Annotated in this window: 10 protein-coding genes; 8 read left to right on the forward strand and 2 right to left on the reverse strand. The window is 45.8% G+C overall.

The genetic code is table 11. The features are described from left to right. Window positions 1-60: 60 nt before the first annotated feature. The 6 genes from ACP2WE_RS01030 to ACP2WE_RS01055 all read left to right on the forward strand — a co-directional run bounded on the left by ACP2WE_RS01030 (window position 61) and on the right by ACP2WE_RS01055 (window position 9,839). The gene (locus tag ACP2WE_RS01030) at window positions 61-840 is read left to right on the forward strand and encodes a tetratricopeptide repeat protein (protein WP_425213889.1); all 780 of its coding nucleotides are present in this window, start codon (window positions 61-63) and stop codon (window positions 838-840) included. Window positions 841-1,174: 334 nt separating this feature from the next. Next, window positions 1,175-1,594: a hypothetical protein gene (locus ACP2WE_RS01035; protein WP_425213747.1), complete on the forward strand. Its 420-nt coding sequence runs from the start codon at window positions 1,175-1,177 to the stop codon at window positions 1,592-1,594. 328 nt (window positions 1,595-1,922) lie between these two features. Next, window positions 1,923-3,503, forward strand: coding sequence for a CHAT domain-containing protein (locus tag ACP2WE_RS01040; RefSeq protein ID WP_425213748.1), 1,581 nt, complete (start codon window positions 1,923-1,925; stop codon window positions 3,501-3,503). A 55-nt stretch (window positions 3,504-3,558) separates the two neighbouring features. Next, window positions 3,559-4,926, forward strand: a complete 1,368-nt coding sequence (locus ACP2WE_RS01045; protein ID WP_425213749.1) for a dihydroorotase — start codon at window positions 3,559-3,561, stop codon at window positions 4,924-4,926. Between the two features lie 67 nt (window positions 4,927-4,993). Continuing rightward, window positions 4,994-7,339: a DNA helicase PcrA gene (gene pcrA, locus ACP2WE_RS01050; RefSeq protein ID WP_425213750.1), complete on the forward strand. Its 2,346-nt coding sequence runs from the start codon at window positions 4,994-4,996 to the stop codon at window positions 7,337-7,339. A 160-nt stretch (window positions 7,340-7,499) separates the two neighbouring features. Continuing rightward, entirely contained in the window at window positions 7,500-9,839 is a 2,340-nt protein-coding gene (locus tag ACP2WE_RS01055; RefSeq protein WP_425213751.1) for an eCIS core domain-containing protein, read from the forward strand. Window positions 9,840-9,965: 126 nt separating this feature from the next. Here ACP2WE_RS01055 and ACP2WE_RS01060 read toward each other — a convergent pair whose 3' ends face one another. Continuing rightward, on the reverse strand, window positions 9,966-10,301 hold the full coding sequence (locus ACP2WE_RS01060) for a XisI protein (RefSeq protein ID WP_425213752.1): 336 nt from the start codon (window positions 10,299-10,301) through the stop codon (window positions 9,966-9,968). Next, entirely contained in the window at window positions 10,289-10,705 is a 417-nt protein-coding gene (locus ACP2WE_RS01065) for a XisH family protein (protein WP_425213753.1), read from the reverse strand. The genes ACP2WE_RS01060 and ACP2WE_RS01065 overlap by 13 nt, the downstream gene beginning before the upstream one ends. Before the next feature lie 460 nt (window positions 10,706-11,165). Between ACP2WE_RS01065 and ACP2WE_RS01070 the strand changes: the two genes are divergently transcribed. Then, on the forward strand, window positions 11,166-13,913 hold the full coding sequence (locus ACP2WE_RS01070; RefSeq protein ID WP_425213754.1) for an eCIS core domain-containing protein: 2,748 nt from the start codon (window positions 11,166-11,168) through the stop codon (window positions 13,911-13,913). Window positions 13,914-14,227: 314 nt separating this feature from the next. After that, the gene (locus tag ACP2WE_RS01075) at window positions 14,228-14,710 is read left to right on the forward strand and encodes a hypothetical protein (protein ID WP_425213755.1); all 483 of its coding nucleotides are present in this window, start codon (window positions 14,228-14,230) and stop codon (window positions 14,708-14,710) included. The last annotated feature ends 92 nt before the right edge of the window (window positions 14,711-14,802 follow it).

The following is a 14,802-nucleotide window of genomic DNA, read 5'->3' on the forward strand; positions in this document are numbered from 1 at the left end:
CAAGNGTTGCGGCAATGGGATGAGGCAAAAGCGAACTACCTCAAAGCGCTGGAAATTGATGTGGAATTTAGCGATCGCCATTCACAGGCAAGAACCTATCACCAGTTGGGCATGGTCGCGCAAGAGTTGCGGCAATGGGATGAGGCGAAACTGAACTACCTCAGAGCGCTGGAAATTAATGTGGAATTTGGCGATCGCTATTCTCAGGCAGGCACCTATGGTCAGTTAGGTATTCTTGCACAAAAGTTGCGGCAATGGGATGAGGCGAAAGCGAACTATCTCAAATCTCTAGAAATTTATGTTGAATTTAGCGATCGCCATTCACAGGCTGGAAACTATCACCAGTTGGGCAGAGTCGCAGAAGAGTTGCGGCAATGGGATGAGGCGAAAGCGAACTACCTCAAAGCACTGGAAATTGATGTGGAATTTGGCGATCGCTATTCTCAGGCAAGCACCTATCACCAGTTGGGCAGAGTAGCCCAAGAGTTGCGGCAATGGGAAGAAGCGAAACAGAACTACCTCAAAGCGCTGGAAATTTTTGTGGAATTTAGCGATCAATATTCTCAGGCAAGCACCTATCAAGGCTTAGGCAAAGTAGCAGAGGCTTTAGAGCAATGGGAAGAAGCGAAACAGAACTATCTCAAAAACCTAGAAATTAAAGTGGAGTTTGGAGATAAGTATGGAATTGAAACCTATTCAATTCCAAGTCTTGTAAGTCTCTATCAATCCACCCAAAGCGATACCCTCCTCGCCGCGACCGCAAAGATTCTTGGTGTCAGCATAGATGACGTACGGCAGTTGTTCGCACAATCCGACACAACGCAAAACATTGACCCGTAGGGGTTTAGCATTTGCGTCACCATCCCAAAAACACAACAGACATTTCGCTCCGCAAATGCTAAACCCTCTTCTCTTGATTCCAATTGACAAATTGTCCCTGCATTGCAAAGCGTTTAAGATCCCCGACTTTTTCTTTGCAACCAAAGATTGATGATGTAAATCGCGCAAAAAGTCGGGGATCTGTGTGTAATGCTCTCCACTCCCATTGATAAATTGTCTCTGCGTTGCGAGGTTTAGGGCAAAGCATTCCCATATTGAGGCGATCGCAGAATTTATCTATTGCGGCGGGAATGCTTTACCCCTACAGTTAAACGAATAATGGATGAATGGAATCATGACTCTACAACTTACACCCACCGAAATCGAAACGGCACAGCAACTTTTACACGACTATGCCCCAGCCCAAGAAGTATGGGCATACCTTTCCGCCGCCAACGGCAACCTCGACGAATGTTTCGATCGCTTGATCGAAGCCAAAAATCCTAGAGAAACCTATGGCGAACCCCAAAAATCTCTGTGGCAATCTACGCTCAAAATCCTGCGGCAAGAACTCTGCGGTGATGAAGGCTTTCGCGGCAAGGTTAAAGAATATTCTAAAAATCCTGGCAGTACGCCCTTGCTTACAGGGCTGATCGTCTCCCTCGTCGGCGTAGCTGGGTTGCCAATTGACCCCGCGATCGCCACCGTCATCGCGCTTTACATCATCAAAGTCGGCTTAAACATCTTTTGCGAATATACAGAAAGCAGGGAATAGATCGGCGACTCCTAGAAAGACTCGCTCTGTATGCGATCGCCAGAAATTCTTAATCTAACCTGATGCTGAACGCAGTACGAACTTTTCTGGCTGCATAACGTCAATAAACTTTAGCTTATACCAATTTAAAGACCAAGGAGAACAGATCTAGCATGTCGTTAAGAAGCACAGTGTCTTGCGTTTCCTATCTGTTGCTTTCAGCAATTAAATTGGTATTATCCTGATTTCTGGGCTGCAAAAATATAGCTGTCATACCCGACCTCGTATAAAAAAGAAGCTCAAAAATCATCTGCATGTAAGCTGGTATTTAATTCGCCCTTAGAAACCTATGATTACTTCTTTTTTTAAGATTCCAATGATTCTCCTGAGCGTATTTATACTTGGGTTAGGTTTTGCGAATCCAGCGCGATCGCAGACCTCTAGAACGCCAGGGATGAACTACCCAGATCCTCAACCCCATACCCACCCCTCATCCCCAGGAGGTCTCGATCCCCTCTTGATCCTTAACCTGATCAACGCGCTCAGCCAGTCGGGTGGCTCGGAAACCAAGGTCGATCTTTCCCCCGATCTCGCTGAAATTCGTGGACGCATTTCGCGGCTTTACATTTTGTTAGCCCGACAGTACCTATTGCAAAACCAAATACCTGCTGCCTGTAGTGCCCTCGATAAAGCCCACATCGCCGAACTGGAATCCTATCTACAAAAACGTTTGCGATCGCTGCAACCAGACTCGACCGATTGTTATGGATCTCAGCTCCAGAAAATTTCCCAGATTACGGGCAGCCCGACGGCTTTGATCTATGTCACTACTTCTAAAGATGGACTGGAATTAATCTTTGTGCCCCCTTCGGGTAGTTCTGCGCCAATCAGTTCCTCCTTTAGTTCATCCATAAGTTCGTTAGAGAAAAGTGATAAAACTAAGCAAGCGACTGCCCAGCCTTCCCGCCAAGTGGTGAATCGTGCCACTACGGCAGAAATGGATGCGGTAATTCAAGAATTTCGCAGCAATCTTCGCGATGCTAGTTCCTATGATTTTTTGCCGCAGGCACAGCAGTTATACGATTGGATCGTGCGCCCGATGGAGCCAGAACTCGAAAAGGCTCACATCAAAACCCTCGTGTTTGTGATGAATGGCAATCTACGGATTATCCCCCCTGCGGCGCTGCATGATGGCAAACAGTTTCTGATCGAAAAATACGCGATCGCTTCCGTTCCCACACCGCAACTCGCCGATCTGCAACGGAGCGATCGCAGTCGCAACCTCCAAGTTTTAGCCATGGGTTTGTCGGAATCCGTACAGGGCTGGCAACCCTTACCTGCAACCAAAATCGAGGTCGAAGCGATCGCAGCGCAGGTTTTATCGGGTTCCTCTTTCCTCAACAGTGGTTTCACGATCGATAACTTGCAGTCCCAAGTTAGTGACAAAAAATATGGAATCGTCCATCTCGCGACCCATGCCAAGTTTGTCGGGCAATCCCCGAACGAATCATTCGTGCAATTTTGGAACGATCGCCTCACGATCAACCGTTTGGCAAGCCTGCAACTCTCTATGAATATTCTCACCCTAAGTGCTTGCGAAACCGCCGTGGGAGAGCATCTAGGACTGGCAGGGGTAGCCGTCAGCGCAGGCGCAGAAACTGTCGTGGCTTCGCTTTGGTCGGTGAGCGATGCGGGTACGGCTCCCTTAATGATTAGCTTTTACAGCCAACTTCGCCAAGCTCCCAGTAAAGCGATCGCCTTGCAACAGGCGCAGCTTCAACTCTTGCGGGGTGAGATCAAAATTGAGAAGGGTAAGATTATCGGAGTTAAGGGATTCCCTGCAATTCCATTCTTAGATAGTGCCAATGGTGTCGATCTGAAACATCCCTACTTCTGGTCTTCGTTTACGATGATCGGCAACTGGTTTTAACGGCGAAAGTTCTATAATTTGATCTGTATCTGACCTTTACACATCATCTTTACCCTTGAGCGTACTAATCCGTCAAAGCCAAATCCTCCTACCGAATGGTGAATTTTTTCTCGGCGATCTGCTGGTCGAGCATGGCAAAATTGCCGCGATCGCCGCCCAAATTCCCAGCGATCGGGCTGAAACTGTCATTGAAGGCGAGGGCTTGACGCTGTTGCCGGGAGCGATCGATCCCCAGGTGCATTTCCGCGAACCGGGATTAGAGCATAAAGAAGACCTGTTTACTGCCAGTTGTGCCTGTGCTAAAGGTGGCGTGACCAGCTTTTTAGAAATGCCCAACACCCGCCCCTTGACGATTAGCCAAGCCGCTTTGGATGACAAGCTCGATCGCGCTGCGCAAAAATGCGTGGTCAACTATGGTTTCTTTATTGGGGCAACGGCGAATAATTTGACGGAGTTGCTAGAGGCACACCCCACCTGCGGCATCAAAATCTTTATGGGCTCCATGCATGGCGATTTGCTGATCGACCAAGAGGAACTTTTAGAGAAAATCTTTGCGAATGGGTCGCGTCTGATCGCCGTTCATGCCGAAGATCAAGCCCGTATTGCCCAACGCCGCCAAGAATTTGCAGGCAGCAAAGATCCAGCACTGCACTCGATTATTCAAGACAATCAAGCTGCGCTCAATGCTACGCAACTAGCTGTAAAGCTTTCTAAAAAATATCAGCGGCGTTTGCACATCCTGCATATGTCTACGGGTGAAGAAGCGGAGTTTTTGCGCCAAGATAAGCCTGCATGGGTGACCGCCGAGGTGACACCGCAGCATTTATTGCTGAATATCAGTGCCTATGAAAAAATTGGTTCCTTTGCCCAAATGAATCCACCCTTGCGATCGCCCCGCGATCAAGAAATCCTGTGGCAAGCCCTATTAGATGGCGTGATTGACTTTATCGCGACGGATCACGCACCGCATACCCTTGCCGAAAAAGGACAGGCAAGCGATCGGGATCTTACTGCCTCATCTGAAAAATCCTCTGAGGGGACAGTGTTTTTAGAGCCTGCGACGGTGCCATCGGGAATGCCGGGGGTCGAAACCTCCATGCCCCTGATGCTGACAGAAGCGATGAAAGGACGCTGCACCGTAGCGCAGGTGAGCCGTTGGATGAGTGGTAATGTTGCCAAAGCTTACAAAATTCCCCATAAAGGCGAAATTCGCGAGGGCTGGGATGCTGACTTGGTGCTGGTTGACCTTAAAACCTATAAACCCGTGCTGCGCGAAGAACTGTTGACCAAATGCGGTTGGAGTTCCTTTGAAGGCTGGAACCTAACGGGCTGGGCGGTGACAACCTTGGTGAATGGTCAGGTGGTGTTTGCTAATGGTAAGGTAAACACACAAGTTAGAGGGCAAGCTTTACAGTTTGGTTAACCAAGGCAAAGATAGACGGGGCGATCCCTCCTGCAAGGGTACAAATATTTAAAGCAAGCAACGAGTCATGACCAACTTTCTCAAACATCTCAATTCATTTCAACAAAAGGCGGCAAGTCACACCGAAGGCCCCTTACTCGTGGTTGCAGGTGCAGGTTCTGGAAAAACTCGCACCCTCACCTATCGCATTGCCAACTTACTTTTGAACCATCAAGTTGCCCCCGAACAAATCCTGGCTGTTACCTTCACGAACAAAGCTGCCAAAGAAATGAACGAACGCATAGAAGCGTTGCTCGTACAAGAATTAGCTGTGCCCGAATTCGGTCATCCACTGTCCGAACTCTCAGAATTGCAGCAACGCAAGCTCAAGTCTAAAGTTCGTAAAAAATATATCAATAGCTATGCGATCGACGGTTTGTGGGTAGGAACCTTTCATAGCATGTGCTGCCGCATCCTCCGTTTGGAAATTGATAAGTATGTCGATCGTAAAGGACGGAAGTGGCAAAAGAACTTCTCCATCTATGACGATTCCGATACGCAGGCTTTGGTTAAAGAGATTGCTACCAAGCAACTCAATCTCGATGAAAAGAAATACGAACCGCGATCGCTAAGGTATGCGATCGGTAATGCCAAAAACAAAGGCTGGTCGCCGCAACAATTAGAAATTAACGAACCGACGCTGCGAGGACGCACGATCGCGCGCGTATACGAAGTTTATCAAGATCGCCTAGCAGCAAACAATGCCCTCGATTTTGACGATCTGCTCTTCATTCCCGTGCGATTGTTCGAGCAAAATGCTGAAGTTCTGAACTACTGGCACGATCGCTTCAAACATATTCTTGTGGATGAATACCAAGATACAAATCGCACCCAGTACGATCTAATTCGCTTGCTGACGACGAATAATCTTCCATCAAAATGGGATAAGCGCTCGGTATTTGTTGTGGGTGATGCCGATCAGTCGATTTACAGTTTTCGCGCTGCCGATTTCACGATCCTAATGGAATTTCAGCAAGCCTTTGGCGATCGCTTGCCCGACGATCGCACGGAAACCATGATCAAGCTAGAGGAAAACTATCGCTCCGTAGCCAATATTCTCACCGCAGCCAATCAACTAATTGAGAACAACAGCCAACGCATCGATAAAGTTTTGCGTGCTACCCGCGCCGATGGCGACCTGATCAAGCTCTTTCGCGCCGAGGATGAGATCGAAGAAGCCCAGTATGTGATCGACCAAATTCGCACTATCCAAAGTCAAGTTCCAGACTGCCACTGGGGACATTTTGCCATTCTCTATCGCACCAACGCCCAATCGCGTGTCTTTGAGGATGTGCTGGTACGTTTGAGCATTCCCCATAAAGTTGTTGGAGGTCAGCGGTTCTACGATCGCAAAGAGATTAAAGACTTACTTGCCTATCTGCGCCTCTTGGCAAATCCTGCCGATAATGTCAGCCTCATGCGGATTATTAACGTGCCTCGACGGGGAATTGGTGCGACGACCCTCGATCGCCTCAGCGAAGCGGCTCAAGCTCTATCCGTTCCTGTTTGGGAAATCCTCAGCGATGAGACTACGGCTAAAACTTTGGCGGGGAGGTCGTCTAAGGGCGTGTTAGCCTTTGCCGAGTTAATCCAAAAATGGCGATCGCTGATTCCAGTCAAAACCTCCGCCGAAATTATCGAAGGCATCATGACAGAGTCGGGCTATATTGCCGAATTGCAGGAACAGGGCACGGATGAAGCCAGCGATCGCCTCAGTAACTTAAAGGAACTCTATAACGCCGCACTCCAATTTGCCGAAGAGAATGAAGATGCCTCACTCGAAGGCTTCTTAGCCAGTGCGGCACTGTCCTCTAGTTTAGATGAATCTTCGGAAGAAGAGCATAAAGTTACGCTCATGACTCTCCATGGAGCCAAGGGATTGGAATTCCCCGTCGTGTTCCTAGTTGGTTTAGAGCAGGGTCTCTTCCCCAGCTTCCGTTCCCTCAACGACCCCATGGCTCTCGAAGAAGAACGCCGCCTCATGTATGTCGGTATTACCCGCGCCCAAGAGCAACTCTATCTCTGTCACGCCCATGCGCGTCGTCTCTATGGCAACCGCGAATCCGCCGTTCCTTCCCAATTCCTCTCTGAGATCCCCAAGGATCTGCTCAAAGGGAAAGGTAGCGATAGACTTCCCACCTACAAACGCACTGAAAAGATCGCAACGACTCCCAAGGCTTCTTTCACACCCGTAGTGCGATCGCAGGTTGTGCTGAATTGGAAAGTTGGCGATCGGGTGAGGCATGACAAGTTTGGCGATGGAAAAGTCACAAACCTACTAGGAGAAGGCAACAAAATGTTCTTGGCTGTAGCTTTTCCCGGTCAAGGGAAAAAGATCCTCGACCCCAAACTCGCCCCGATCGAGCGAATTTAGGGTATTAGAATGGCGCAGCAACCTACAATTCGCTCAATCGATCCATAAAGAAAGATTCATGAAAAAATATAGCCAAAAATCATAAAAACAGGTAAAATTTAGACGTTTTTTATTATCTAACATCCCTTGCTCGACTACGTTGTTTAGTCTGGAGGAAGTTGTGGGAAAATATTATACTTCAGCCAAAAAGAAAGCGAGATCGGGCGATCGAAGTCCGCCCATCTCCACTGGCATACCTTTATTGATGCGCGACTTTGCGCCGCCCCAACAATCCCTACCTCAGCCAAAGGGAGAAGATCGAACGGCTGAGTTGGGGCATCGATTAGAAAATATTTCTTTTGAGCCGCGCCCTCAGGTGGACATCATGGCAAGAAAGTGGGAGGGCATCAGAGCTGCTTATCATGCAAAACAGGTACAGGCTAAGCTAGCGATCGGGGCAGTGGGCGATAAGTACGAGCAAGAAGCCGACAAAGTAGCCTCGCAAGTCGCCCAAACCATTAACACTCCTGAAAATATTCAGCGTGAGGAAGAAGAACAAGTCCAGACTAAACCTCTTGACTCCATCCAACGCGACGAAGCACTAGAAGAGGAGGACGAAGAATTACAAATGAAACCCCTTTCTGATTCTATCCAACGAGAGGAAGCATTGGAGGAAGAGGATGAAGAGATCCAGATGAAACCCCTCTCTGATTCTATTCAACGCGACGAAGCGCCAGAAGAAGAGGATGAAGAGATCCAGATGAAGCCAGCGCTTCAGCGGCGGGAGGCAGTTAATGGTGACGATGCCTCTGAGGAATTAGAAAGCTCGATTCAGCAGGCAAAGGGTAGCGGTCAGCCTTTAGATCCCAAGCTGCAAGCAAAGATGGGGCAGGCGATGGGAGCAGATTTTAGTAGCGTAAAGGTACATACAGATTCGCAGTCTGACCAATTAAATCAATCGATACAGGCGAAAGCTTTTACCACGGGACAAGATGTGTTCTTTCGGCAAGGGGCGTTCGATCCTAGCAGTCGCAGTGGGCAGGAGTTGATTGCTCATGAGTTGACCCATGTGGTGCAACAAAATGGTGTAGCAGTGCAGCGATCGGTGGGACGAGAGAACGATGGAAAAAGTCGAAGCGGGACTAACGATAAGGGAAGTTCGGTGAATGTAAACGGCGAACAAACAAGAGGAAGTATCCAGCGAAAGATTACATGGGGGCGTCAACTACAACCAGAGTGGACAAAATATACTAACGGCGAGAAGTCAGAGTTATTTGAGAGCGTGGAGTCAGATTTAGTTGAGTTGGTAATCAAGAAATACCCGTATTTAGAGCCCGTGATCAAAAAAGAAATAATGAAGGACTTACTCATGAAAGTGGATAGTGAGTGTAAACCATTCCGGCTCAATAGCAGAAATGAAATACACAAACTTGTCGGTATGGTGGTAAGTAGAGCGGATGTGGCTGGCATAAAGGTGGCAGAGGGAATTAAGTTGGCAAGCATACATAAGGTAGAGTGGTCTGAGAAGAGATGGAAAGAACGGCGAAAAGACAGGGAAAACAGCCAGAAAATGGCAGAGATAAAAGAGAAAAATCAGGAAGCCTACGAAAAACTGCAATTAATTTTATATGCGGTGGAAAATCCGCGTCAACTAGACGCCATAAAGGTAATCCTCGACCAAACCAATTCTACTGGTTTATTCGAAGCGATAACGAAGGCAAGCGATTTCGCTATAGAAGTGGCAACAAAGAACTTCGAGTTTAAAGAACGCTTGGTGGAGTTAGACGACAGGCAGTACGATATAGCTATGAAGAAGCTATACGGGAGAGACTCAGGTGGAACGCGAGAAGGGAAGCGTACAAAACAGGAAAAAGACATGAGAAGAGACCGAGAGTACAAGCTCGGGAAAATCAATACAGCTGACTTTTTTCATAGCGATATCCCTAAAATAATGAATGATGGGGCGGGATTCGAGCAACAAAGATATGGTCTAAGCGATGCCGAGGTAATGGCGATCAATGCATTTTCTATGTCATCATACAAAGCAGTGAACCCAGGAGTTCATGGAGGAGCGTGGTGGGAAAAATACACAGAAAAAATGACTCCAGAACAAACGCAGAAACTAGCGATTGATGTCAAGGATCATGTAACGCTCCTAAAATCTGGGCTGAAAAAACTCCCCGATGTGAGTGCTACCTGTTACCGTGGGGAGAGTCTTAGTGCAAGCAATTACGCTGCAAAGTATGGTGCTGGAAAGTTAGAGCCCAAAACATTTCAGAGCAACAGCAAAAGTAAGTCAATAGCTGAAAATTTCCGAAATGAAACGTCAGGAAAATATAAGATACTGTTGCAAATGGAGCTTACTCGAGGGAAAGACATCAAAGCATTTTCAAATGTAAAGGTAGAGGAGGAACTCGTAACCTCACCCAACGCACAGTTTGAGATCGAGAAAACCAACACGATAGCTGATGATGACACCAAACTTGTATATGTCCATGTATACACGAGACAGAATCGATGATTGAGTGCGATCGTCGATCTTGTCAATTGAATAGCAGGATGAAACCCAACTTCACCCAAGACTTTCTTTAAATGCGTGATGCGATCGCCGGTTGTGGTGAATTGGAAAGTCGGCGATCGGCATCAATTAAGCCACTGCATAGCCCGTATATTCCCGCATCTCAGGAGCCTGAAAACCCAACACAATATCCTCCTTCGCCACCCCTAAATCTACTAGCTCTTGGGCAACCCTCATTTCCGTCATATTTTGCTGAATCCAAATCTTTCCATTCTTAATATCCAAATGTAAAACGCAGCCATAAACTCGGCGATGACCGTCCCATCCTACATTCATGACATGATAATGGTCTTGATTTGTATCGAAAACTGTATAGCACTCAATCGATCCATTCGCGATCGGAATGGCAGCATAAGCCGACAATAACGACTGAATTACATTGCGATAAAACTCTAAGGTATCCATTGGACAATCACCTCTTGAATTGGGTCATAAACTATCAGTTTGATCTGGTATCGTTCTAATGAAATTTGTGCAAATTCCCTCTTAAAAAAAGCTTCATAAGTACTCAAAGGAACTGCTAAATATAGGATACGGGTTGGATCGACGATTTCTAAGGCAAGCCGATAATTTAAAAACTGTCCCAACGCGGCATGATAGTCAGTCAATGGCGAATCACTCAAGAAGGTCTTTATTTCAACTGCAATTTTTTCTTTGCCTCTCTCTGCAGCCAGCAATTGCTCCGTTCCTAAATCAATTTCAAGCTTAGTTCCACCGATTTCCAGCCGTAACGGATCGTCGGTTACATTCCACTGCTCCTTTTCAAGAGCAATCCTAACTGCAGCATGAAATCTATCTTTAGCTGCCATTGTTATCTTTACTTTAGTTCACTTGAAATTATAGAGCAATTGAAATCTTAGTGATGAGATCGATTTTATGTTTTAGCTAGGCTAAAGTCAGATAGCGGTGCGATCGGCGATCGCGTAGGTTGGGCTTCATTCTTCAACCCAACACCAACAAGCCTTATGTGCAATATATTCTATGCGATTTGCATCAGACAACTATTGTTTTACCTCTAATATTTCACTTTCCAAAACGCTCGAAGTACAATCGCCTCATGAGTCTAAAGAATAGCGAAACATACAGATCGCGATCGCTAGTTTCCCAATTGCCGCCTTTAAGCTCGTAACGCGATCGCGCAGCAAGCCTAATGAACTTCTACGAAAAAGGTTTGCTCGATAAAGTTTGCTAGCGCTAAAATGCAAAGTAGGTTAGTGATTTCTGATTGCCATTGCTTAGCTTTGTCTTGTAGTTTTGGAGATAAAACCCGTGGGACGATATCGTACATCTGCCAAAAAAAAGGCTCGCCAAGATCGAGAAAGCCAGCCGTCCTTCACAGTTAACACGCTGCAGATGCGACCCTTTGCCCCACCACAAGAGTCACAAGTCCAACCTCAGTCAGAAGATCGAACGGCAGAGTTGGGGCATCGATTAGAAAATATTTCCTTTCAGCCGCGCCCGCAGGTAGATATCATGGCAAGAAAGTGGGAGGGCATCAGGGCTGCTTATCAGGCAAAACAAGTTCAGGCTAAGCTAGCGATCGGGGCAGTGGGCGATAAGTACGAGCAAGAAGCCGACAAAGTGGCGTCTCAAGTCGTTCAAACCATTAACACTCCTGAAAGCGTTCAGCGCGATGACGAAGAACAAGTCCAGACCAAACCTCTTGAATCCATCCAACGCGATGAAGCACCAGAGGAGGAGGACGAAGAACTACAAATGAAACCTCTTTCTGATTCTATCCAACGAGAGGAAGCACCAGAAGAGGAGGACGAAGAACTACAAATGAAACCAGCGCTCCAACAACGGGGTGCAGTTGATGGTGGGGATGCCTCTGAGGAGTTGGAAAGCTCGATTCAGCAAGCAAAGGGTAGCGGTCAGCCTTTAGATCCCAATCTGCAAGAAAAGATGGGTCAGGCGATGGGAGCAGATTTTAGTAGCGTAAAGGTACATACAGATTCGCAATCTGACCAATTAAATCAATCAATTCAAGCGAAAGCCTTTACGACAGGGCAAGATGTATTCTTTAGGCAGGGAGCTTATAACCCCAGTCGCAAGGATGGACAAGAGTTGATCGCCCATGAATTGACCCATGTCGTGCAGCAAAATGGCGGAGCAGTGCAGCGCAAGTGCGGGAATAGTGGGGATACAAGTAGAAAAATTTTTCCCAAACCGATACAACCTGTCACACAAATCTCTCAATCGCCAAACGACCAAATACAACTAGACGACGAAGAAGAATCAATAGAGTCCCAATATAATAAAAGCAAAATAGATCTAGACGACGAAGAAGAATCAATAGAGTCCCAATATAATAAAAGCAAAATAGATCTAGACGACGAAAACCCAAAGAAACTAAAGCATGAAGGTAGCGCCAAATCTGCCTTTGACAGATGCGGTCATTTAATCGATACGGCAGTGCCCGATGTAGGAGACAAGAGCAAACTAGAGGTGGAACTAAAGATTCCAGTCGAACCGTCAGGTGTAGGGTTTGTTGGGATGCGCCTTCTCATGCAATGCGAACGCAAAAAAGCGAAACAACTTAACACTCGCTGCGAGCTTACAGTAACTGGGGGCGCTAAAATTGGGGGACTTGCCGAATTAAAAGCTGAGATAGGAGGATATTTTGAGTCTGAAGGCGAGGACAGCAAAATGGTCATGAGAATGATTTCCTATGCGATCTATCGCCGCTTCGTCGAATCTTCTGTACTTCCAGTTGGGATATCTAATTATATGTGGGGAGGGTCTCTGAGCAATGATGGATACGATAAGGCAGAAAAATGGGCGGCAAAAGTTGAGAAGAAAGCATTTGGCGAGGGAAAGAAGAACTATGTCGAAACTGGAGCGTTGCTTGGTGGAACTGCTTCGGGAGGGATAAAAAGTGCGGGTGGCATGGGATTGAGCGGAAAGATTGGCGTTAAAAACTCCATTGGCAATCGCTACGACCACAAGTCTCTAGCGATCGGTCGAGGCGGTAAAGAGCATATTGGCAAGAGATTCCATACATATAGTAAAGATAGGTTTTACACCGAACGTGGCAAAGAATTCTCCAAAGAAGGTAAAAGTCGAGTACAACCAAAAATTGGTCGAGCGGCTTATCAGTTAGAGGTTCCATTTGAAGGGAAAGCAGGAATCTTTAAGGTGTCTGGGAAACTCAAGGTCGTCGCGCTTGAAGACACTAGTAAGAGAAAGCGTTATGTCAAAGATCCAAATGAAGCGAAAGGTCTCTATAAAAGAATGGGGAAAGATGAAATATCTTTTGAGGTGGGTGCTGAAGTCCAAATTCCTTTCACAAAGAATGTTCTTGATGGAGCACCAGCCGTGATTGGTGGTCTTTTAGATTCTGTTGTGAAAATCGCATCCCAAACGAGCGAAAAGAAGAAAGTGGGACAAAAAGCGGGAATAATTAAATCGATGGCAGAAGATATTGGGATTTCCGCGATCGCGATGAATAACGTTACAGGTTCGGCATTTAAGTTTGTTTCACCATCAAAAACATTGAATGAGTTAGGCAATCTAAAAGATAGCTGTAGCGGTACGGTTGGTGTGAAGTTAGGATATAAAGGGAAATACAAGCCTGGAGATGCTTCAGGTGATGACTTGAAGGAAGAGAACAAAAACAAATTCAAGAAATCGGCATTATCACAGGAGATATCTTTGGATTATGTGAAGACTGGAACATTTGTATTAGTCGATAAATTACTAGATGTTCAGGAAAATCTTATTGATGCGTTTTCATTCAAACAAGAAAGTTCTAGTCGACTTTTTATCTTGAGATATGAAAAGGGTGGCGATTGGGTGATCAATCCCGAAACAGCCCTTGAATATACGTTTAAGAAAAAAACGGTAAATAATGAAGATAACATAAAAAGCCAGCCTAAAAATTCTGATAAAGATGAATTGGATTGGGAAGCCATATATGACAACGTATATGGTAAGAATAAAACGGTAAATAAAGAAACTAACTCAAATATCAAGAAGCGCAAAAAAAGAAAGAAAAGGAGGGAGAATCAAAAATAAAAAGTAAAAAGGAATGATTTAGTTATCTAATCTTTATTATTTTCTGCGCTCATATGGGTAAGTAGGTAAAGTTAGTTAAAAAGGGCAACTGAGATCCTTATGTTTAGTAAATGAATTTTTTGAGTAAAATCAAGTTCCACCTGATTCCCTATATGAGCGATTTTCTGATGTTATACCAATTTCTCTTGAATTTGCCACAGATCGGGTTTTGGGTTCCGCGCTCTGCGCGGTCTTTTCAAAAAATGATGCAACGCATCTTTTTTTGAAAATGGTATTAAATTGTTCATATTCTTAATTGCGGGGGAACCTTACCGATGAAAACATTGCATCATTCTCTGGACTGCGAATTGCAAATGCGCGATCGCGAAGGAAGTTCGATCTCTATTAGAGCATTGGAACTAGCAGTCGATTTCTTAGATGGAACCGACAGTATTATCAGATGCTTTCTGACGTTTATAGTCAGTCCTGAAATTTATCAAAGAATTGATGCCGATGAATTGTTTCATCTCAGACTAGATATGCGCGGTCAAATCTTTGGCGGCAAATTACAACCTAATGTTGATGTAGAAATCGAGACAAAGATTGACCCATCTTTAATCTATGAGATCTCTACTGAAGTTAGATCGATTGAGAAAATTGCAGATCGTCTTCTTTCAAGTAGCCAAAGCCAATCAAACGATCCTCTCTTAAATACTGAAAGTTGGCTTGCGCTGTACGTCAAGCAATCTGTTAAATTGCCTCCTGAATTTGGAGAGGGTAAGTTGAAGGTTGGATATAAAACTGGTTGGGCTGATTAGTTTTCTTTCAGGCAGAACTCTTAGATTTAATAAATTCACATTTCCACTGTGTTTCACTTTCCAAAACGCTCCATTCTCCTTCGCTCTGTCTT

The organism is Tumidithrix helvetica PCC 7403, assembly GCF_965232925.1.
Lineage (GTDB): Bacteria > Cyanobacteriota > Cyanobacteriia > Pseudanabaenales > Pseudanabaenaceae > Tumidithrix > Tumidithrix helvetica.

Excerpts from the sequence above, each read along its gene's own strand:
- ACP2WE_RS01065 (WP_425213753.1), bottom strand. The coding sequence starts at position 10,705 with ATGGCAGCTAAAGATAGATTTCATGCTGCAGTTAGGATTGCTCTTGAA.
- ACP2WE_RS01075 (WP_425213755.1), top strand. The coding sequence starts at position 14,228 with ATGAAAACATTGCATCATTCTCTGGACTGCGAATTGCAAATGCGCGAT.
- pcrA (WP_425213750.1), top strand. The coding sequence starts at position 4,994 with ATGACCAACTTTCTCAAACATCTCAATTCATTTCAACAAAAGGCGGCA.
- ACP2WE_RS01035 (WP_425213747.1), top strand. The coding sequence starts at position 1,175 with ATGACTCTACAACTTACACCCACCGAAATCGAAACGGCACAGCAACTT.
- ACP2WE_RS01060 (WP_425213752.1), bottom strand. The coding sequence starts at position 10,301 with ATGGATACCTTAGAGTTTTATCGCAATGTAATTCAGTCGTTATTGTCG.
- ACP2WE_RS01040 (WP_425213748.1), top strand. The coding sequence starts at position 1,923 with ATGATTACTTCTTTTTTTAAGATTCCAATGATTCTCCTGAGCGTATTT.